This window comes from Kluyvera genomosp. 3 (assembly GCF_011765685.1).
GTDB lineage: Bacteria > Pseudomonadota > Gammaproteobacteria > Enterobacterales > Enterobacteriaceae > Kluyvera > Kluyvera georgiana_A.
In genome coordinates this window covers 1,660,207-1,680,705 of record NZ_CP050321.1, presented here as the reverse complement: position 1 = coordinate 1,680,705, position 20,499 = coordinate 1,660,207, and the positions used below count along the sequence as shown (strand labels likewise).

General features: G+C 55.8%; 18 protein-coding genes. 11 read left to right on the top strand and 7 right to left on the bottom strand.

What is annotated here, in order from left to right; translation table 11 throughout:
* Positions 1 to 15: 15 nt before the first annotated feature.
* Both fruK and fruB read right to left on the bottom strand, forming a co-directional pair.
* Positions 16 to 954 (bottom strand): 1-phosphofructokinase, encoded by a 939-nt coding sequence (gene fruK, locus GY169_RS07845; protein WP_064544086.1) that lies wholly within the window; start codon positions 952 to 954, stop codon positions 16 to 18.
* Positions 955 to 2,085: a fused PTS fructose transporter subunit IIA/HPr protein gene (gene fruB / locus GY169_RS07840; RefSeq protein ID WP_163447597.1), complete on the bottom strand. Its 1,131-nt coding sequence runs from the start codon at positions 2,083 to 2,085 to the stop codon at positions 955 to 957.
* A gap of 362 nt (positions 2,086 to 2,447) precedes the next feature.
* Between fruB and setB the strand changes: the two genes are divergently transcribed.
* The gene (gene setB, locus GY169_RS07835; protein ID WP_167575419.1) at positions 2,448 to 3,629 is read left to right on the top strand and encodes a sugar efflux transporter SetB; all 1,182 of its coding nucleotides are present in this window, start codon (positions 2,448 to 2,450) and stop codon (positions 3,627 to 3,629) included.
* Here the strand turns inward: setB and GY169_RS07830 are convergent.
* Entirely contained in the window at positions 3,626 to 3,880 is a 255-nt protein-coding gene (locus GY169_RS07830) for a YkgJ family cysteine cluster protein (protein ID WP_163447595.1), read from the bottom strand. The two genes, setB and GY169_RS07830, sit on opposite strands and share 4 nt — an antisense overlap.
* Positions 3,881 to 4,034: 154 nt before the next feature.
* On the opposite strand from GY169_RS07830, the gene yeiP reads away from it, so the two are divergent.
* Entirely contained in the window at positions 4,035 to 4,607 is a 573-nt protein-coding gene (gene yeiP / locus GY169_RS07825) for an elongation factor P-like protein YeiP (RefSeq protein WP_167575418.1), read from the top strand.
* Between the two features lie 182 nt (positions 4,608 to 4,789).
* Here yeiP and uxuA read toward each other — a convergent pair whose 3' ends face one another.
* Positions 4,790 to 5,980, bottom strand: coding sequence for a mannonate dehydratase (gene uxuA, locus GY169_RS07820; protein ID WP_163447593.1), 1,191 nt, complete (start codon positions 5,978 to 5,980; stop codon positions 4,790 to 4,792).
* Between the two features lie 204 nt (positions 5,981 to 6,184).
* Here uxuA and GY169_RS07815 point away from each other — a divergent pair, with 204 nt between their 5' ends.
* From GY169_RS07815 to yejF, 9 genes are all read left to right on the top strand, one after another.
* Positions 6,185 to 7,651 carry a mannitol dehydrogenase family protein gene (locus GY169_RS07815; protein ID WP_167575417.1) on the top strand — a complete coding sequence of 489 codons (1,467 nt, stop codon included), beginning with the start codon at positions 6,185 to 6,187 and terminating at the stop codon, positions 7,649 to 7,651.
* 122 nt (positions 7,652 to 7,773) lie between these two features.
* Complete coding sequence (locus GY169_RS07810) at positions 7,774 to 8,751, top strand: CobW family GTP-binding protein (RefSeq protein WP_163447591.1); 978 nt, start codon at positions 7,774 to 7,776, stop codon at positions 8,749 to 8,751.
* A gap of 44 nt (positions 8,752 to 8,795) precedes the next feature.
* Positions 8,796 to 9,512, top strand: coding sequence for a phosphatase PAP2 family protein (locus GY169_RS07805; RefSeq protein WP_167575416.1), 717 nt, complete (start codon positions 8,796 to 8,798; stop codon positions 9,510 to 9,512).
* 418 nt (positions 9,513 to 9,930) lie between these two features.
* Entirely contained in the window at positions 9,931 to 10,503 is a 573-nt protein-coding gene (gene mepS, locus GY169_RS07800) for a bifunctional murein DD-endopeptidase/murein LD-carboxypeptidase (RefSeq protein WP_064544062.1), read from the top strand.
* 123 nt (positions 10,504 to 10,626) lie between these two features.
* Entirely contained in the window at positions 10,627 to 12,192 is a 1,566-nt protein-coding gene (locus GY169_RS07795; RefSeq protein WP_167575415.1) for a cyclic di-GMP phosphodiesterase, read from the top strand.
* Between the two features lie 71 nt (positions 12,193 to 12,263).
* Positions 12,264 to 14,087, top strand: coding sequence for an extracellular solute-binding protein (locus GY169_RS07790; RefSeq protein ID WP_223882168.1), 1,824 nt, complete (start codon positions 12,264 to 12,266; stop codon positions 14,085 to 14,087).
* Positions 14,088 to 14,096: 9 nt separating this feature from the next.
* Complete coding sequence (locus GY169_RS07785; protein WP_167575413.1) at positions 14,097 to 15,188, top strand: microcin C ABC transporter permease YejB; 1,092 nt, start codon at positions 14,097 to 14,099, stop codon at positions 15,186 to 15,188.
* The gene (locus GY169_RS07780) at positions 15,188 to 16,213 is read left to right on the top strand and encodes a microcin C ABC transporter permease (RefSeq protein WP_167577256.1); all 1,026 of its coding nucleotides are present in this window, start codon (positions 15,188 to 15,190) and stop codon (positions 16,211 to 16,213) included. Before GY169_RS07785 ends, GY169_RS07780 begins: the two co-directional genes overlap by 1 nt.
* A gap of 1 nt (position 16,214) precedes the next feature.
* Positions 16,215 to 17,804, top strand: a complete 1,590-nt coding sequence (yejF, locus tag GY169_RS07775) for a microcin C ABC transporter ATP-binding protein YejF (protein WP_167575412.1) — start codon at positions 16,215 to 16,217, stop codon at positions 17,802 to 17,804.
* 3 nt (positions 17,805 to 17,807) lie between these two features.
* Here yejF and GY169_RS07770 read toward each other — a convergent pair whose 3' ends face one another.
* The 3 genes from GY169_RS07770 to rsuA form a co-directional block, all read right to left on the bottom strand.
* The gene (locus GY169_RS07770; protein WP_064544049.1) at positions 17,808 to 18,149 is read right to left on the bottom strand and encodes a YejG family protein; all 342 of its coding nucleotides are present in this window, start codon (positions 18,147 to 18,149) and stop codon (positions 17,808 to 17,810) included.
* A gap of 315 nt (positions 18,150 to 18,464) precedes the next feature.
* A complete protein-coding gene (locus GY169_RS07765; protein WP_163447584.1) occupies positions 18,465 to 19,661 on the bottom strand; it encodes a Bcr/CflA family multidrug efflux MFS transporter in 1,197 nt (398 codons plus the stop codon).
* A gap of 21 nt (positions 19,662 to 19,682) precedes the next feature.
* Entirely contained in the window at positions 19,683 to 20,390 is a 708-nt protein-coding gene (gene rsuA, locus GY169_RS07760; RefSeq protein WP_163447583.1) for a 16S rRNA pseudouridine(516) synthase RsuA, read from the bottom strand.
* Between the last annotated feature and the right edge of the window lie 109 nt (positions 20,391 to 20,499).

The window sequence follows — 20,499 nt, the reverse complement described above, 5'->3', positions numbered from 1 at the left end:
GCCTCTCCCCTGCTGTTAGTTAAAAGGTTTCAGGTCGACACGCGCCATCATCGCGGCCAACTGGGTACGGTCGGTAATACCGACGTTGCTCTGGCTTACTGCTAACGCCGCAACGGCGGTGGCAAGACGCAGGGTATGCTCGCTGGACTCGCGCATCAGCAGGCCATAAATCAGACCGCCAACCATCGAATCCCCTGCCCCTACGGTGCTCACGACTTCCACTGACGGCGGCTTGGCAATCCATTCGCCGGAGGCATTCACCCACAGCGCGCCTTCCGCGCCCAGCGAAATCACCACGTGGGCGATACCCTGCTCACGCAGCGCGTGGGCGGCATCGATCACGTCTTTCATTTCAGGCAGCTTACGGCCTGCCCAGATCTCCAGCTCGCGGCGGTTCGGTTTCACCAGCCACGGCGCGGCTTTCAGACCCGCAACCAGCGCTTCGCGGCTGCTGTCGAAAATAATGCAAGGGCACTGGCTGCGCAGACGGGTCATCCAGTCGGTGAACGCTTCCGGGCTGACGCCGGCAGGCAAGCTGCCACTGACGCACACCATGTCGAACTGGCCCAGCCAGCTCAGGGAATCGTTGACAAAACGCTCCCAGTCCGCCGGAGTGACTTCGAAACCGGAGAAGTTAAAATCAGTAACTTCGCCGTCTTTTTCGGTCAGCTTAACGTTAATGCGCGTGCGGCCCTGCACCACCTGAAAACGGTTGGCAATACCCAGCTCGCTGAACAGCTGCTGAAAACCGTCCTGGTTGTCTTTCCCCAGGAAGCCGCCAACGGTCACATCGATGCCGAGATCTTTCAGCACTTTTGCCACGTTGATGCCTTTACCCGCCGCGTGCAGCCCGGTGGTACGCACCAGGTTGACTTCGCCGCGTTCGATTTCTGGCGTGAACCCTACCAAATCATAGGCCGGGTTTAAGGTAATTGTGGCTACTCTTCTGCTCATTTATGCGCCCTCCCCAAGGCCTGAAGCAATGGCTTCGCCAATGGCGTCCAGCGCCTGGCGAGCATCATCTCCCTGGGCGGTAAAGCGCAGACGATGACCTTTTTTGACACCCAACGCGACCACCTTCATCAGGCTGCGACCGTTAGCCGGTTTACCGCTGCCGTCGAGGTTGGTGACGGTGATGTCACTGTTAAACTGTTTAATGGTATTTACCAGCATGGTGCCCGGACGAGCGTGCAGACCGTGTTCGTTACGCACCACGAACTCTTCGCTCAGCACATCATCAGCCGCTGCATCATCGCTGGTCAGCAATGCCAGCAGCGTGGCGGCATCAGCTTTCAGCAGACGTTCAGCTTTGTTGTCGAGCAGCAGGTTGACCAGGCGGTTCAGCACCGCGGTCGGCTGCGTATCGGCCATCGCCACGGTGAGCAGCACGGAAGCCGTCTCCTCGCCTACAGCAAACGGAGTGGCCGCACGGCTTACTGCGATAGCGCTGCGCAGGTTGCCTTCCGCACTGTCGCTCAGCCAGATGCCCTGCCCCAGATTCAGCGGCTGCTCGTTGATCACTTTCGCCACGAAGTTCGCATCCGCAGCACCGGCTTCTTTCAGCCGCGCGGCGTTCAGCGCCTGCAGCGTCACCAGATCGCTGGCGGCAACGTCCAGAGACAACATGTCGTTGTCCAGCTTCAGCGCTTCGCTCTGTTTTTCGCCCATCAACAAGGCGCGAAGTTCTTCCGCGGTGGTGGCGGTCTTCAGCTGTTCAGCTACCTCGTCATCGCTCAGCACGTGCGTCAGCTGACGCAGCAGGCCAAGGTGCTCATCGGAGCTGGCGGCAATACCAATGGCGACATAGGCGGTCTGCCCTTCACCCCAGGTTACGCCCTGCGGAAACTGGTAAACCTGAACGCCGGTTTTCAGCACCTGATCGCGGGTATCGGTAGTACCGTGCGGAATCGCAATGCCGTTACCTAAGAATGTGGAGGTTTGTTGCTCACGCGCCAGCATGCCGGCGACGTAGCCTTCCGCAACGTTACCCGCGCTAACCAGCGCAGCGGCAACCTGGCGAATAGCCTCTTCTTTATTTGCGGCCTGCTGGCCGGGATGGATATCCTGAACAGTTAACTGGAACATGGTTCCCCTCGCTCGCTGAATTGAATCGATTCAGCTTTTGTGAGAAAAAATCGTCGTACCTGCCTGAGTTACTGCGGAAGACGACGCTGAAACGTTTCAATAATTCTGTGCCTTTCTTAATCAGCCTGCAAGTTTTGCTGGCAAATTGATCGCATAAATTAGATCCACAGCACATTTCGTTAGCATTCTTGCCACATTTGCTGAAGCGGGATGACGCTCACCTTCACCACTTCAGCATGATGTAAGCTCGTTTTTTGAAATGCGTTTTTAATTTTCCGTGCCAAATTTGATTTAGGTGACTGTTCATAATCTGGCTCGCGGCGTAAACTCGCCGCCTCTCCTACAGTGACCGATACAACACCATGCAAAACAGTACCGCCGCCGCCCCACGGCGATCGCTTGATTTCACCTCGACCTCTTTTTTGATCGTCGCGTTTTTAACCGGTATCGCCAGTGCGCTGCAAACGCCGACGCTGAGCCTGTTTCTCAGTAATGAGGTCCACGTCCGCCCGGCAATGGTCGGTTTTTTCTTTACGGGAAGCGCGGTGATTGGCATTTTCGTCAGCCAGTTTCTGGCAGGCTACTCGGATAAACGCGGCGACCGGAAAAACCTGATCGTCTTCTGTTGCCTGCTTGGCGTGCTGGCCTGCGTATTGTTTGCCTGGAACCGCAACTACTTCATTCTGCTGTTCGTGGGTGTGTTCCTCAGCAGCTTCGGCTCTACCGCCAACCCGCAGATGTTTGCTCTCGCCCGTGAGCATGCGGATAAAACGGGCCGTGAAGCGGTGATGTTCAGTTCCATCATGCGCGCCCAGGTGTCACTGGCATGGGTGATCGGCCCGCCGCTGGCCTATGCGCTGGCGATGGGTTTCGGTTTCACGGTGATGTATCTGTCTGCGGCAGTGGCATTTGTGGTGTGCGGGGCGATGGTCTGGCTGTTTCTGCCGACCATGCGCAAAGAAAAAGTGGCCGTTAGCGGCGCCATTCAGGCACCGCGCACCAACCGCAAAGATGCGTTGCTGCTGTTTGTCATCTGTACCCTGATGTGGGGAACCAACAGCCTCTACATTATCAATATGCCGCTGTACATCATCAACGAACTGCACCTGCCGGAAAAGCTGGCCGGGGTGATGATGGGCACCGCCGCCGGGCTGGAAATCCCGACGATGCTGATTGCGGGCTACTTTGCCAAACGGCTGGGTAAACGCTTCCTGATGCGCGTCGCGGCGGTTGCGGGGCTATGCTTCTATATCGGTATGCTGACCTTCAACAGCCCAGCGCTGCTGCTGGCGATGCAGCTGCTGAACGCGATTTATATCGGTATTCTCGGCGGGATTGGCATGCTCTACTTCCAGGATCTCATGCCAGGCCAGGCCGGGTCAGCCACGACGCTGTACGCCAACACCTCGCGCGTGGGCTGGATTATCGCCGGTTCACTGGCGGGCGTGGTGGCGGAAATCTGGAACTATCACACCGTGTTCTGGATTGCGCTGGTGCTGTGCGTCGCCACCATCGGCTGTCTGATGCGCATTAAAGACGTTTAGGGCGCCGTCAACGCTTCAAGATCCAGAAGCCAGGTCATCGCCTCTTCCCGGCTCGCACCGCACATGTCGCGCGCGGGCTGAAGCCCGGCGCACACCTTCGGGCGCAGAGGCGAAGTGAAAATTTTACAGCGCTGATTCTCATCCAACTGCACACAGGGCGTGTTAGCCGGTTTGCCGTTGGGCATACCGGGGATCGGGCTGGATATAGAAGGTGCAGTGCAGCAAGCCCCGCAGTCCGGACGACATTCCATCGCGGGTTCTCTGTTAAGGTGACAAGGTGGTTGTGGCGCACAGTACCACCTTTTAATGAGGGTTAGCAAAAGCCTTTAATTCCGCTTGCCTGAAACGCCCGGCGCGAGTACTTTTACGCGATATTTTAGCCCCCTATTTCACAGGATAATTGCAATGCCAAGAGCGAACGAAATTAAAAAAGGTATGGTGCTGAATTACAACGGCAAACTGCTGATTGTAAAAAACATTGATATTCAGTCACCGAGCGCCCGTGGCGCTGCAACGCTGTACAAAATGCGTTTTTCTGACGTCAGCACCGGTCTGAAAGTTGAAGAACGCTTCAAAGGCGACGACATGGTTGATACCGTGACCCTGAACCGCCGCTTCGTTGACTTCTCCTATATCGACGGCAACGAATACGTGTTCATGGATAAAGAAGACTATACCCCGTATATCTTCTCCCACGACCAGATTGCGGAAGAGCTGCAGTTTATCCCGGAAGGCGGCATGCCGGACATGCAGGTGCTGTTGTGGGACGGCCAGGTGCTGGCGCTGGAACTGCCGCAGACGGTCGATCTGGAAATCGTTGAAACCGCACCGGGCATCAAAGGCGCATCCGCCAGCTCTCGTACCAAACCGGCTACCCTGACCACCGGTTTAGTTGTGCAGGTGCCGGAATACCTGACCACCGGCGAGAAGATCCGCATCCATATCGAAGAAAAACGCTATATGGGCCGCGCGGACTAAGCGCTGGTTTTCACATAGCAAAAGAAAAGGACAGCCAAATGGCTGTCCTTTTTTATACTTGCTGTATTGCCCTTCCCTCCAAAAGCAGAGAGAAAAAACCGCGCGATGCGCACCTCGAGGCCCAAGGGCGCCGCGACGGTTGACTCGCTCCTGAGGAGAGAATCAGGACGGGGAAATCGTCTTTACAGCAGGTCGCGGAACTTGGTCATTTTCAGCGCCAGCTCAACGCCGCGCACTTCCGCCAAACCTTTCAGACGACCAATCGCGGAGTAGCCCGGGTTGGTTTTCTTCTTCAGGTCGTCCAGCATCTGGTGACCGTGGTCAGGACGCATCGGAATTGGACGCAGGTCGCCCGCTTTCTTACGGCGCTGCTCTTCGGTCAGGATTGCGTCAACCACGGCAACCATGTTCACGTCGCCCTGCAGGTGCGCGGCTTCGTGGAAGGTTTTCGGGTTGTCTTCACGGCAGGTAGAGCGCAGGTGCGTGAAGTGGATACGATCGCCGAAGGTTTCAATCATTTTCACCAGGTCGTTATCGGCGCGCACGCCGTAAGAACCGGTGCACATGGTGAAGCCGTTGTTGATGCTGTTAACGGTTTCTTTCAGCCACTGCATATCTTCAATGGTGGAAACGATACGCGGCAGGCCGAGGATTGGGCGCGGCGGATCGTCCGGGTGTACGGCAAGGCGCACGCCCACTTCTTCTGCAACCGGCACAATCGCGCGCAGGAATACGGCCATGTTTTCACGCAGCTGATCTTTGCTGATGTGATCGTATTCGGCCAGACGCGCGCGGAACTGGTCCAGGGTATAGCCCTCTTCCGCGCCCGGCAGGCCGGCAATGATGTTACGGGTCAGTTTAGTGACTTCCGCTTCGCTCATCGCGTTGAAATAGTCCAGCGCCTGACGCTGTTCTTCAGCGGAGTAATCCGCTTCAGCGCCTTCGCGTTTCAGGATATGCAGCTCGAAAGCCGCAAACGCGATCTGGTCAAAACGCAGCGCTTTAGAGCCGTCTTCCAGGGTGTACTCAAGGTCGGTACGCGTCCAGTCGAGGATCGGCATGAAGTTGTAGCATACGGTGTCGATACCGCATTCCGCCAGGTTGCGGATGCTCTGCTGATAGTTAGCAATCCAGGTCTGGTACTGGCCAGAACCGGTTTTGATATCTTCGTGCACCGGAATACTTTCGACGACGGACCAGGTCAGCCCTTTTTCCGCCAACAGCGCCTGACGCGCTTTGATTTCTTCTACCGGCCACACCTGACCGTTCGGGATATGGTGCAATGCCGTGACTACGCCGGTAGCGCCAGCCTGACGCACATCATCAAGAGATACCGGATCGTTCGGGCCGTACCAACGCCAGGTTTGTTCCATTGCCTCACCTCTAAAGTTGTTATACCAATAAAATCGCTGTTAATGACGACTACCATACATGTTTATTCCGGAGCGTCAAATAATCCGCCTGGATTGATTGATCCAGCTCACACTAACGCGATAAATACGGCACACCAATTCAATTTGCTGTCATATAACTTTACACTGCCGACGTTAATTAATCGTTAATCGGATGTATAGACAATGAAGACAATCGCCTCGTGCACCCTCCCCGCCAACGTGCAGTTACCTCAATATGATAGACAACAGCTGCGTTCGCGAATTGTGCATTTCGGTTTTGGCGCCTTTCACCGCGCGCACCAGGCGCTGTTGACCAACCGGGTGCTCAATCAGCACGGCGGCGACTGGGGAATCTGCGAAATCAGCCTGTTCAGCGGCGACCAGCTGATGAGCCAGCTGCGTCAGCAGGATCATCTGTTTACCGTCATGGAGAAAAGTGCGGCGGGTAATCAGCCGATTATTATTGGCGCGGTAAAAGAGTGCCTGAACGCCAGGCTCGATTCATTGGCGGCGATCATCGAAAAGTTCTGCGAACCTCAGGTGGCGATTGTCTCTCTGACCATTACCGAAAAAGGCTATTGCATCGATCCGGCCACCGGGCATCTGGATCTGACCCAACCGAGGATCGTCCACGATCTGCAAGCGCCTGACGAGCCGCATTCCGCGCCGGGGATCCTTGTCGAAGCGCTGCACCGCCGTCGCGAGCGCGGCCTGCCGGCATTCACCGTACTCTCCTGTGATAACATTCCCGACAACGGCCACGTGGTGAAAAACGCGGTGCTGGACATGGCCGCTAAACGCGATCCGCAACTGGCAAGCTGGATTGCCGAATATGTCAGTTTCCCCGGCACCATGGTTGACCGTATCGTTCCGGCAGCCACCGACGCGTCGCTGGCGGAAATCACCCGCGAGCTTGGCGTGGAAGACCCTTGCGCCATCAGCTGCGAGCCGTTTATTCAGTGGGTCATTGAAGATAACTTCGTCACTGGGCGTCCGGACTGGGGCAGCGTGGGTGCACAACTGGTTGACGACGTACTGCCGTGGGAAGAGATGAAGCTACGGATGCTCAACGGCAGTCATTCCTTCCTCGCCTACCTCGGCTATCTGGCGGGCTACGCGCACATCAGCGACTGTATGCAGGACGCTTCCTACCGCCGCGCCGCGCGTCACCTGATGATGGCAGAACAAGCGCCGACCCTGCGTATTTCCGGCGTAGATCTGGGCGCCTATGCCGACAGCCTGATCGAGCGTTTCAGCAACCCGGCGCTCCAGCATCGCACCTGGCAAATCGCCATGGACGGCAGTCAGAAGCTGCCGCAGCGCCTGCTCGACGGTATTCGTATTCATCTTAAACAGGGTAGCCGCTGGCCGCTGCTGGCGCTGGGCGTGGCGGCCTGGATGCGCTACGTGAGCGGCGTGGATGATATGGGCAATGCCATTGATATTCGCGATCCGCTGGCCGAGAAAATTCGCGCTATCGTTGAAACCAGCCATGATGAAAACCGCGTGGCGGCCCTGCTGACGCTGCAAGAAATCTTCGGCAGCGACCTGCCCGCCAACCCGCAGTTTGTGCAGGCCGTGGAACAAGCCTGGCAAAGTCTTGTCCGTGAGGGCGCGCGCCAGGCGGTGCTGACGGCGCTCAACCGTTAACTTTTCCTGCCATCAAGCGGGCCATTTAATCTCAGGCCCGCTTCAGGACTTCTCTTTTGATCCCGTTTTCGCCAGGATAAAGTGATCCAGGTAACACTGTTCTCTTTCATCCCGGAGTTTTCGTGACTAAAACCAATCTGATCACCGGCTTTCTCGGCAGCGGTAAAACTACCTCCATTCTGCACCTGTTGGCCCATAAACCCGCCGATGAAAAATGGGCCGTCCTGGTCAACGAATTTGGCGAGGTGGGCATTGATGGCGCACTGCTGGCCGACAGCGGCGCACTGCTGAAGGAAATTCCCGGTGGCTGCATGTGTTGCGTCAACGGTCTGCCCATGCAGGTCGGCTTAAACACGCTGTTGCGCCAGGGGAAACCGGATCGTCTGCTGATTGAGCCAACCGGCCTGGGCCATCCGAAGCAAATTCTCGATTTGCTCACCGCGCCGGTCTATGAGCCATGGATCGACCTGCGAGCCACACTCTGCGTGATGGACTCACGCCAGTTGCTGGACGAAAAGGTCCTGCATAACGAAAATTTCCGCGATCAGCTGGCGTCCGCCGATATTATCGTCAGCAATAAAGCCGACCGCGCCACCGCTGAGAGCCAACGGGCGATGGCAGAATGGTGGCAGCAGAACGGCGGCGAGCGCCTGCGCGTTGACGCGACCCAGGGCAATATCGACGTCGCCCTGCTTGATATTCCTCGCCGCAATCGGGTTGAACTGAAAGCCAGCGCCGCCCACTCTCACTCACATCCCTCGAACAAGGGCCTGGCGGCGTTAAGTCTGCCGGAACATCAGCGCTGGCGTCGTAGCGTGAACCAGGGTCAGGGTTATTATGCCTGCGGATGGATTTTTGATGCAGATACGACCTTTGACACCATCGGCCTGCTGGAGTGGGCGCGACTCGCCCCGGTTGCCAGACTAAAGGCGGTGATGCGCATTCCTGAAGGCCTGGTGCGTATTAACCGTCAGGGGGCAGACCTGCATATCGAAACGCAAAACGTCGCGCCGCCCGATAGCCGTATTGAACTGATTAACGATGCTGAAAGCGACTGGAATGCACTACAATCGGCGCTGTTGAAACTTCGTTTAGGGTGATACCGCTAAGGTTTGCGCCGAGACTAACTGCGGTGAATATGACGATGCGTACACGTTTTCCCCTGATTTTATTGCTTAACGCCGCTGGCGTTGCGCTCTTTATGTCGTGGTTCCTGCCAGCGAACCACGGGCTGTGGTCGACCGTTGATCTGGCGATATTTCATTTTTTCAATCAGTGGCTGAGCGCCGATAACCTCGGCTACGCATGGTTTTTAGCCATCATCAATAACCGCGCCTTTGACGGCTGTTCGCTGCTGGCAATGGGCTGCCTGATGCTGAGCTTCTGGCTCAAAGAGGATGCCGGTGGCCGCCGCCATATCGTCATTATTGGCCTGGTGATGCTGCTGGCGGCGGTGATCATCAACCAGCTAGCGCAGCACCTGATGCCCGTCACTCGCAGCAGCCCGTCGGTTTCTCTGCCGGGCGTGCACCGCGTCAGTGATTTTATTGCCTTCTCCACCAAAGACGGCTCCCGGGATAGCTTCCCGGGGGATCACGGAATGATGCTGCTGATATTTGCCGCATTTATGTGGCGCTATTTTGGCCGTCGCGCATTTCTTATTTCACTGGTTATTTTTGTGGTTTTTGCCTTCCCAAGGGTCATGATTGGCGCCCATTGGTTTACCGATATCGCCATCGGCTCACTCACCGCCGTTTTGATTGGCGTGCCGTGGGTATTGATGACGCCATTAAGCGATAGGGTCATTGGGTTATTTGAGCGAAATTTACCCTATTTCACTAAACTCAAATCAGGTCATTAAATAACCTTTCCATCTGACATTCCAAAGAGAGGGCTATCGCCCTCTTTTTATTTTTTATATTTCCCTCATCAATGTCATCTTCCGGTCACAATATTCACTCTAATAATGAATGAGTTGTTGATTTTTTACCCGCTAACGCTGAATTTTTACCCATTCACAAATTTTAACTTTGTGTATCACTATTTCTTATAAAAAATCGGCCAAAAGCGCTCGCAATGCCGCTTTCGTTAAGGTAATCTCATTCGCGTTTGTCGTTTCAAAGAGCAATTATTGTGGTCATAAATTAAAGTTTGTGCGCTGCACCACAAATCTGAATTCAAAGAATTGTCTCATTGATTGCGTGTATTTAGTCTCAGACGCGTTTGGCATTTTTTATAACGGCTACGGTCGTTAAGGACTTCAAGGGAAAACAACGAAAATGGTCAAATCTCAGCCGATTTTGAGATATATCTTGCGAGCGATTCCAGCGGTAGCAGTTGCGGTTCTGCTTTCTGCATGTAGTTCAACCAGTAATACCGCAAAGAACATGCATTCTGAGACGCATGCTGTGGGCACCGAAGATGCCTCATCACTGCAAGCCTCTCAGGATGAATTTGAAAATATGGTGCGTAACCTCGACGTGAAATCTCGTCTGATGGATCAATACGCAGGCTGGAAAGGCGTTCGTTACCGTCTGGGCGGCGACACCAAACGTGGTATCGATTGTTCCAGCTTCGTACAACGCACCTTCCGTGAACAGTTCGGTTTAGAGCTGCCGCGCTCCACCTGGGAGCAGCAGGAAACGGGCAAATCCGTTAAACGCAGTCAGCTGCGCACCGGTGATTTAGTGCTGTTCCGTGCCGGTTCTACCGGTCGCCATGTTGGTATCTATATCGGCAACAATCAGTTCGTTCATGCATCTACCAGCAGCGGTGTGACTATTTCCAGCATGAATGAACCATACTGGAACAAGCGTTACAACGAAGCTCGCCGTGTCCTGAGTCGTTCGTAATGAGGTTTACCGTCGGTTTCCCTTGGCTGACGGTAAGCATAAAAAAAGCACTGCTTCGGCAGTGCTTTTTTTATGCTTCATCAGTATTCTTTTCTTTGGAGTTCCGTAGCATAGAGAAGTTGCATGTTCACTCGTTATTCGTCGATTAACCGCCACATTATCTCTTCCAGCGTTGTCGCTGGCCTGATGATTGCTCTGCTTGCCGGGGTGATCCAGTTTTCTGTCTTTCATCATCGTCGCGCGGTACAGTTCGATACCACCATTTCAAGCCTGCAGAACTACCTCAACGGTTATTTTCGTCAGATCCTGGTCACGATGGATTCACTCCAGCCGCTGACCATGAACCCGTGTGACGATGTGTCATCTGAGCTGACCGCTCGCGCCGCCTTCAGCATGAACGTCCGCGCGTTTCTGCTGGTGAAAGATCATATTGCCTACTGCTCTTCCGCCACTGGACAGATGTCGCTGCCATTAAAAGATCTGGTGCCGGATCTTGATCTCAACAAAACGCACGTCATGGGGATCGTCGCCGGTACGCCGATGATGCCCACCACGCCCGCCTTTGTACTGTGGGTTAAGAGCCCGCTGCTGGAAAATCGCGGTATCTTCGCGTCGATTAACGCCAATTTAATGCCGTGGGTCCTCTACTCATCGAAACAAACGCCGTACAACGGCGTGGCGCTGGTGGTGAACGGCAAAACGGCAATCTCGACCTTTAGCAGCAAACCGCTCGCACTGAGCGATATTACCGACCCCCCAGTGCGCCATGTGAAAATTAAAGGCGTTCCACTGGAGGTGTATCTTTATAGTAACGCCTCGGGTACCGATAACTCGCTCTATGCGCTGCTATTAGGCCTGACCTGCGGTCTGATTGGCGGGCTGCTGTGCTTCTATATCCTGACCATTCGCTCACGACCGGGGAAAGAAATCCTCTCTGCTATCAAGCATCGTCAGTTCTATGTGGTTTATCAGCCGGTGGTAGACGCCAAAAATCAGCAGATTGCCGGAGTCGAAGCGCTCATGCGCTGGGCGCATCCGACCGCAGGCAATATTCCGCCGGATGCCTTTATCAGTTTTGCCGAAGCGCAGAATCTGATCGTTCCCCTCACCCAGCATCTGTTCGAACTGATCGCCAGTGATGCCGCCACCCTGAAAGACATTCTGCCTCCCGGCGCGAAGCTGGGAATCAACATCGCGCCGGGGCATCTGCACGCGGAAAGTTTCCAGAAAGATATCCGTCAGCTCGCAGCAAGCCTGCCCGACAACTATTTCCAACTGGTGCTGGAAATCACCGAACGCGACATGCTCCATCTGGAAAAGGCGATGAGTCTGTTCAGCTGGCTGCGTGGCGAAGGTATTGAGGTGGCGATTGATGACTTCGGTACCGGCCACAGCGCATTGATTTACCTTGAGCGTTTTACCCTCGATTATCTGAAGATCGATCGCGGTTTTGTCAGCGCCATTGGCCGGGAGACAATTACCTCTCCGGTGCTGGATGCCGTGCTGACGCTGACCCAGCGGCTGGATATTGTCACGGTAGCCGAAGGCGTGGAAACAGAAGAACAGGCGGCCTGGCTGCGTGACCATGGCGTCGATTTTCTGCAGGGCTACCTGATAAGCCGCCCACTGACGCTGAAAGACCTGACGGCGGAATACCATAAGCCTGCAAAGTATTTCACAACGGAATGACGCTCGATTAAGATTTCGTGATAAAAGATGTGTTCAATCAAGATGTTTCAATGCGGGGTAGCCCTGTCGTGATCATAGCGCGTATCTGTTTTGCCCTGCTGCTGCTTTGCGTTTTACCGACGCAGGCACAAACGATCAAAGAGAGTTTCGCTTTTGCGGTGATCGGCGAGCCCAAATACGACGTTGATTTCCACCACTTTGACTACGTTAACCCCGCGGCCCCCAAAGGCGGCAGCGTGACTCTTGCGGCTATCGGCACCTTCGATAACTTTAACCGCTATGCGCTGCGCGGCAATGCCGCCGTTCGCACTGAATCGCTGTACGACGCGCTGTTCACGACCTCCGACGATGAGCCAGGCAGCTACTATCCGCTGGTTGCCGACCGCGCGCGTTATGCTGACGATTATTCATGGATGGAACTGACGATTAACCCTCGCGCCCGTTTTCACGACGGCAGCCCAATCACCGCCGAAGATGTCGCTTTTACCTTCCACAAATTTATGACCGAGGGCGTACCGCAGTTCCGCCTGATTTACAAAGGATCGACCGTCAAAGCTATCGCCCCGCTTACCGTGCGTATTGAGCTGGCAAAGCCCGGTAAAGAGGATATGCTCGGCTTGTTTACGCTGCCGATTCTGCCGGAAAAATTCTGGAAAAATCATAAACTCAGCGATCCGCTCAGCACGCCGCCGCTGGCCAGTGGGCCGTACCGCATCAGCAGCTGGAAGATGGGGCAATACATTGTCTATTCCCGCGTCAAAAACTACTGGGGCGCCGATTTACCGGTTAACCGCGGACGCTGGAATTTCGACACGCTACGCTACGACTACTATCTGGATGATAACGTCGCCTTCGAGGCCTTTAAGGCGGGAGCCTATGACGTGCGCTCCGAGAGCAGCGCCAAAAACTGGGCCACCCGCTATATTGGCAAAAACTTTACCAGCGGTTATATCGTGAAAGATCAGCAAAAGAACGATGCCGCGCAGGATACCCGCTGGCTCGCCTTTAACATCCAGCGACCGGTGTTTACCGACCGTCGGGTGCGTCAGGCGGTCAGCCTGGCGTTTGATTTTGAGTGGATGAACAAGGCGCTGTTCTATAACGCTTACAGCCGCCCCAACAGCTATTTTCAGAACACCGAGTACGCCGCCCGCGGCTATCCTGACGCCGACGAACTGGTTCTGCTGGGGCCGCTAAAAGACCAGCTGCCGCCGGAAGTGTTTACCTCGATTTATCAGCCGCCGACGTCGAACGGCGACGGCTTCGACCGCGAAAATCTGCTCAAGGCAGGACAGCTGTTGGATGAAGCGGGTTGGGTTCTGAAGGGGCAACAGCGGGTCAATGAAAAAACCGGCCAGCCGCTGCGCTTCGAACTGCTGCTGGCCTCCGGCGGAAACGATCAGTGGGTGATGCCCTTCCAGCATAATTTACAGCGGCTTGGCGTCAGAATGGACATCCGCCAGGTGGATATTTCACAGCTCACCAACCGCCTGCGTAAGCGCGATTATGACATGATGCCAAGCCTGTGGCGGGCGACGCCGTGGCCCAGCGCGGATTTACAGATCTCCTGGTCGTCGGCCTACATCAACTCGTCGTACAATGCGCCCGGCGTCGCTAACCCGGCGATTGATAGCCTGATCAAACAGATCATTCGCTGGCAGGGCAATAAGCAGAAACTGGTACCGCTCGGCCGTGCGCTCGACCGGGTGCTAACCTGGAATAATTACATGCTACCGATGTGGTACATGTCCGGGAGCCGTACGGCCTACTGGAATAAGTTCTCTTACCCACAGGTGCATCCGCTCTATTCATCATCCGGCATTGACGCGCCCGGTTTTGACACCTGGTGGTATGACGTCAACAAGGCAGCCACGCTGCCTGCATCACGACGCTAAGGAGAGAACATGGGCGCCTACCTGATTCGTCGACTGTTGCTGATTATCCCAACCCTATGGGCCATCATCACGCTTAATTTCTTTATTGTGCAGATTGCGCCGGGTGGTCCGGTCGATCAGGCCATCGCGGCGGTGGAGTTCGGCCATCAGGGCAGCCTGCCCGGCGGTGGCGGCGGAATGGGCGGCGGCCAGGCACGCGCGGGCGTCAGTAATATTGCCGAAAGTCAGTATCGCGGCGGGCGCGGGCTCGACCCGGAGGTGATCGCTGAAATCACCCAACGCTATGGCTTCGACAAGCCGCTACACGAGCGCTATTTCAAGATGCTGAGCGACTACCTGCGCTTCGATTTTGGCAACAGCCTGTTCCGCAACGCCTCAGTGATGCAGTTGATGAAAGAGAGCCTGCCCGTCTCTGTCACGCTAGGGCTATGGAGTACCTTGATCATCTATCTGGTCTCTATTCCGCTTGGCATCCGCAAGGCGGTCTATAACGGCAGTCGTTTCGATATCTGGAGCAGTACCGGCATTATCATTGGCTACGCCATTCCGGCGTTCCTGTTCGCCATCGTGCTGATCGTGTTGTTCGCGGGCGGCAGTTACTACGACATTTTCCCGCTACGCGGGCTGGTCTCGGCCAATTTCGACACCCTGCCGTGGTATCAAAAAATCACTGACTATCTCTGGCATATCACCCTGCCGGTGCTGGCGACGGTGATTGGCGGCTTTGCGGCGCTGACCATGCTGACCAAGAACTCGTTTCTCGATGAAATCCGCAAACAGTATGTCGTCACCGCCCGCGCGAAAGGCGTCGGCGAAAAACAGATCTTATGGAAACACGTCTTTCGCAACGCCATGCTGCTGGTGATTGCCGGTTTTCCCGCCACGTTCATCAGCATGTTCTTTACCGGGTCGCTGTTGATTGAGGTGATGTTCTCCCTCAACGGACTGGGTCTGCTGGGTTATGAGGCCACCGTCTCGCGCGACTACCCGGTGATGTTCGGCACGCTCTATATCTTCACCCTGATTGGCCTGCTGATGAATATCGTCAGCGATATTAGCTATACGCTGGTCGATCCCCGCATTGATTTTGAGGGCCGCTAATAATGACCCTGAGTTCCGTGAATCAGGCGCGCTGGGCGCGCTTTCGCCATAACCGCCGTGGCTACTGGTCGCTGTGGATTTTTCTGGCCATATTTGTGTGCAGCCTGTGCGCTGAACTTCTCGCCAACGACCGGCCGCTGCTGGTGAGCTATCAGGGCAGCCTGTACATGCCGGTACTGAAAAACTACGACGAGAAAACCTTTGGTGGTGAATTTGCCACCGCGGCCGATTATCAGGATCCGTGGCTCCAACAGCGGCTGGAGAATAACGGCTGGGTCGTGTGGGCACCCATTCGTTTTGGCGCCAGCAGCATTAACTATGCGAGCAATGTCCCCTTCCCTTCCCCACCCTCCCGCCAGAACTGGCTGGGCACCGACGCAAATGGCCGTGACGTGATGGCACGCATTCTCTACGGTACGCGGATTTCGCTGCTGTTCGGCCTGATTCTGACCTTCTGCGCCAGCGTGATGGGCGTGGTAGTCGGTGCCGTACAGGGCTACTACGGCGGGCGTATCGACCTCTGGGGCCAGCGCTTTATTGAAGTGTGGTCGGGGATGCCAACGTTGTTCCTGATTATTCTGCTCTCAAGCGTGGTACAACCCAACTTCTGGTGGCTGCTGGCTATTACCGTGCTGTTTGGCTGGATGTCGCTGGTCGGCGTGGTGCGCGCTGAGTTCTTGCGTACCCGCAACTATGACTATATTCGCGCCGCACAGGCGCTGGGGGTGGGCGATCGCAGCATTATTCTGCGCCACATGCTGCCCAATGCGATGGTAGCCACGCTGACCTTTATCCCGTTTATTCTCTGTAGCTCCATCACCACCCTGACCTCGCTCGATTTTCTCGGCTTTGGTTTGCCGCTTGGTTCGCCGTCGCTGGGCGAGTTGCTGCTACAGGGTAAAAACAACCTGCAAGCCCCGTGGCTTGGGATCGCCGGCTTTCTCTGCGTCGCCATCCTGTTGTCGCTACTGATTTTTATTGGCGAAGCGGTACGCGATGCCTTCGATCCTTCTAAGGCGGTGTAAAATGCAGCAGCCACTTCTCGAAATCGACAACCTCTCCATCGCCTTCCGCCAGCAGGGCACCACCACCACGGTGGTCGAACAGCTATCGCTGTCGCTGAACGCCGGAGAAACCCTGGCGCTGGTTGGCGAGTCCGGTTCGGGGAAAAGCGTTTCGGCGCTCTCCATTTTGCGTCTGCTGCCGGAACCTCCTGTGACCTACCCTACGGGTGATATCCGTTTTGCCGGCGAGTCGCTGCTTCACGCCAGCCCACAGACGCTGCGCGGCGTTCGCGGCAACCGCATCGCGATGATTTTCCAGGAGCCGATGGTGTCGCTGAATCCGCTGCATAACCTGGAGAAACAGCTCTACGAAGTGCTGTCGTTGCACCGCGGTATGCGTAAAGAAGCGGCACGCGGTGAAATTCTCGACTGTCTTGACCGTGTGGGTATCCGTCAGGCGGCAAAGCGGCTGGCTGACTATCCACATCAACTCTCCGGCGGCGAGCGCCAGCGGGTGATGATCGCCATGGCGCTGCTGACCCGCCCGGAGTTGCTGATTGCCGATGAACCCACCACCGCGCTGGACGTTTCCGTGCAGGCACAAATTCTTCAGCTACTGCGCGAACTGCGCGTCGAGCTCAATATGGGGCTGCTGTTTATCACCCATAACCTGAGTATCGTGCGCAAGCTGGCTGACCGGGTAGCGGTGATGCAGCATGGCCGCTGCGTGGAGCAAAACGCGGCAACGGCGCTGTTTGCCGCACCTCAGCATCCCTACACCCGTAAACTGCTCGACAGCGAACCGGCGGGCGAGCCAGTTCCCCTGCCGCCGGATGCCGCACCGCTGCTCGAAGTGAACCAGCTCAGCGTCGCGTTCCCCATTCGCAAAGGTATTTTGCGCCGCGTTGTCGATCATAACCGCGTGGTGAAGGCACTTAGCTTTACGCTGCGGGCCGGAGAAACGCTGGGGCTGGTTGGCGAGTCAGGGTCGGGGAAAAGCACCACCGGGCTGGCGCTGCTAAGGCTGATTGCCTCACAGGGGGATATTCGTTTTGCGGGCGAAGCCATTCAGGGTCGCGACAGGCGACAGATGCTGCCGCTGCGTCATCGTATTCAGGTGGTGTTTCAGGATCCGAACTCATCGCTCAACCCGCGACTGACGGCGCTGCAGATTATTGAAGAAGGGTTGCGGGTGCACCATCCGTTACTGAGCGCCGCTGAACGTGAACAGCAGGTTATCCACGTGATGCAGGAAGTCGGGCTGGATCCCGAAACCCGCCAGCGCTATCCGTCGGCGTTTTCCGGCGGGCAACGGCAGCGAATCGCTATCGCCCGGGCGCTGATCCTCAAACCGCAGCTGATCGTCCTCGACGAACCTACCTCATCGCTCGATCGCACGGTTCAGGCGCAGATCCTGACGCTGCTGAAGGCATTACAGAAAAAGCACCGTCTGGCCTATATCTTTATCAGCCACGATCTGCAGGTTGTGCGGTCGCTGTGCCACCAGGTTATCGTGTTACGACAGGGAGAGGTTGTCGAGCAGGGTGAGTGTCGGCACGTGTTTGCCGAACCGAAGCAGGCGTATACGCGTCAGCTCATTGCACTGAGCTGACGGTCAAAACGGGTTGTTGCCGGAAAAGGGTTCGGCAATCGCCACGCCGAAGTTTTTCAGGCGGCAGGTAGCGGCAAACTCGTCCTGACGTTTGACGAACAGGCACGGCTCCCCTTCACACTCCAGCACCGAACAATCAACGGAAATATCCGTCAACGCCTGGCTAAGCGAGTGCATCACCGGCCAGGCGTTATCGCCGTCCGGACTCAGAAGTTTTAGCGCGACCAGCGCGTTATCGCCCGCCACGCCATTTTGCGGAATCGGTTCAACTTTGGAACCTGCAAAACCCGCAGACCAGCGATAGTCCTGTGGCAGTCGATGTACGATTGAAAGCTGGAATGTCATTACGTTTTTCCCCGGAAGCCACATGGCTTCACAATTATTTCACATCCATATTAACACATTGTTGACAAATCGTCTTGCATCCAGCAAAAAAACGCCTGCATTCAACATTCTTCATACGACATTGTTCGGTGTACTGATGCATTTCCGCGCTATATGTACCCGTAACTGTGATCTAACGCAACCTTTTTATCTACAACAATGTGACTTTTTACATTAATGGATTTTACATAAAAGAAACATTACACCCCAGCGGCAATGGCAGTTCTGTTGATATGTATCAACAAAGGGGCGTATTTCGCCCCTACTAAAGGTGTATTAGTGCGCGGTTTTGCGGGGACGGCTGGCGTAGAGATAGAAAAGAATCGAGCAGGAGGCGCAAAGCGCAATGGAAATCAGCATCGGCCAGGCGGTCGTAAAGGTCGCCATCGACAGCAGCGCCCCGACGATAGCGCCAATGCCAAAGCGGAAGGTTCCCGCCAGCGATGAGGCGGTCCCGGCCATATGCGGGAATTCATCGAGGATCACCGCCATCGCATTAGACGAAACCATTGATACGCAGCCAATAAATGCCGCGATGCCCAGCACCAGCGACCAGAACCCCACATCCAGCAGCGCGGTCACCACCATCCAGATAGCCATCACGAACTGAATCAGTAGCCCGGTGCGGAACATACGCAGCGCCCCGACCCGACGCACGAAGCGGCTATTAATGGTGGTCGTAATAAACAGAAAGACAATGTTCAGAGCGAAGTAGTAGCCAAAATGCTGCGGCGAGACATGGTTCAGCTCAATATAGACAAACGGCCCGGCGCTGAGGAATGAGAACATGGCGGCAAAGCTGAAGCCGCTCGCCAGCATGTACGACAACACGCGCTTATGGCGAAATAATGAGGCGAAGTTGCCGAGCGTGGTCCCCAGACGGAACGGCTGGCGCTTGTCGACCGGCAACGTTTCGTCAATAAAGAAGTAGATCATCGCCGAAGCCAGCAACGCCGCAATAGCCAGAATCCAGAAAATGGCGTGCCAGCTAAACCACACCAGCACCGCGCCGCCGACCATCGGTGCCACCAGCGGAGCAATGGTGGTAACCAGCATGACGAACGACATCATCCGTGAAAACTCTTCCTTCGGATAAATATCGCGCATCAGGGCGTTGATCACCACGCTCGCCGCCGCGGCCGCCAGGCCGTGGAAGAAGCGCGTGGTAATCAGATAGTCGATGGAAGGCGCTAACGCACAGGCCACCGCCGCCGCCGCAAAGATAAGCGTGCCGCCCAGGATGACCGGCTTACGTCCCAGACTGTCGGCCATCGGGCCATACAGCAACTGGCCGAGGGCAAATCCCAGAATATAGGTGCTGAGGGTCATCTGCGCGCTGCCGGCCGGTACGCCAAACTGTGCGGAAATCACCGGCAGCGCCGGAAGATACATGTCGATCGACAACGGCATTAACATGGCCAGAAGGCCAAGAATGAAAACAATTTTTAACGACGAGCGCGGCCTGGACGTCACAATCTACCTCTGTTCAGTGGGTTAGCGCATTGGCGCGCCAACGCTGGCGATTTCTTCTGCGGTTAACGGACGATATTCCCCAGGCTCCAGCTCAGGGTCGAGGATAATTTCACCGATACGCTCACGGTGCAGCCCGACCACGTGGTTCCCGACAGCGGCGAACATGCGCTTCACCTGGTGATAACGGCCTTCGCTGATGGTTAAACGCACTTCGGTCGGCGTCACCACTTCCAGCACGGCAGGTTTGGTCAGATCTTTTTCGTTATGCAGCTGTACGCCTTTGGCGAACTGCGCGGCGGTATCGTCGCTGACCGGGTTTTCCAGCGTCACCAGATAGGTTTTTTCGCAGTGATGGCGCGGCGAGGTGATGCGATGTGACCACTGACCGTCGTCAGTCATCAATACCAGCCCGGTGGTGTCGATATCTAAACGCCCCGCGGCATGCAGCTTATGTGCGACCGGCTCATCGAGGAAATAGAGCACCGTCGGGTGATCCGGGTCTTCCGTCGAGCAGACGTAGCCCTGAGGCTTGTTCAACATGAAATAGCGCGGACCGTTCTGCTGGGTCAACGAATTGCCTTCATAGGCCACGTTATGTTCAGGTTGCAGTTTGAAAGCGGTATCACGTACCACTTCATCATCAACGGTCACATGGTGGCCGCGGATCAAACGCCCGGCAATAGCACGGCTGACGCCGAGTTGCTGAGCGATAAACTTATCAAGTCGCATGAAGTATTTTTAGCCTGTAAAAAGTGCCGGGCGCCGGACGAAGCGTCCGAAAAAAGGGGTAATAACAATCGGTAAGTATAACGGGCTTACCCTGCCACTCAAGTGAAAA

Excerpts from the sequence above, each read along its gene's own strand:
- yeiP (WP_167575418.1), top strand. The coding sequence starts at position 4,035 with ATGCCAAGAGCGAACGAAATTAAAAAAGGTATGGTGCTGAATTACAAC.
- mepS (WP_064544062.1), top strand. The coding sequence starts at position 9,931 with ATGGTCAAATCTCAGCCGATTTTGAGATATATCTTGCGAGCGATTCCA.
- GY169_RS07785 (WP_167575413.1), top strand. The coding sequence starts at position 14,097 with ATGGGCGCCTACCTGATTCGTCGACTGTTGCTGATTATCCCAACCCTA.
- GY169_RS07770 (WP_064544049.1), bottom strand. The coding sequence starts at position 18,149 with ATGACATTCCAGCTTTCAATCGTACATCGACTGCCACAGGACTATCGC.
- yejF (WP_167575412.1), top strand. The coding sequence starts at position 16,215 with ATGCAGCAGCCACTTCTCGAAATCGACAACCTCTCCATCGCCTTCCGC.
- GY169_RS07795 (WP_167575415.1), top strand. The coding sequence starts at position 10,627 with ATGTTCACTCGTTATTCGTCGATTAACCGCCACATTATCTCTTCCAGC.
- setB (WP_167575419.1), top strand. The coding sequence starts at position 2,448 with ATGCAAAACAGTACCGCCGCCGCCCCACGGCGATCGCTTGATTTCACC.
- fruB (WP_163447597.1), bottom strand. The coding sequence starts at position 2,085 with ATGTTCCAGTTAACTGTTCAGGATATCCATCCCGGCCAGCAGGCCGCA.
- GY169_RS07830 (WP_163447595.1), bottom strand. The coding sequence starts at position 3,880 with ATGGAATGTCGTCCGGACTGCGGGGCTTGCTGCACTGCACCTTCTATA.
- fruK (WP_064544086.1), bottom strand. The coding sequence starts at position 954 with ATGAGCAGAAGAGTAGCCACAATTACCTTAAACCCGGCCTATGATTTG.
- GY169_RS07805 (WP_167575416.1), top strand. The coding sequence starts at position 8,796 with ATGCGTACACGTTTTCCCCTGATTTTATTGCTTAACGCCGCTGGCGTT.
- rsuA (WP_163447583.1), bottom strand. The coding sequence starts at position 20,390 with ATGCGACTTGATAAGTTTATCGCTCAGCAACTCGGCGTCAGCCGTGCT.
- GY169_RS07815 (WP_167575417.1), top strand. The coding sequence starts at position 6,185 with ATGAAGACAATCGCCTCGTGCACCCTCCCCGCCAACGTGCAGTTACCT.
- uxuA (WP_163447593.1), bottom strand. The coding sequence starts at position 5,980 with ATGGAACAAACCTGGCGTTGGTACGGCCCGAACGATCCGGTATCTCTT.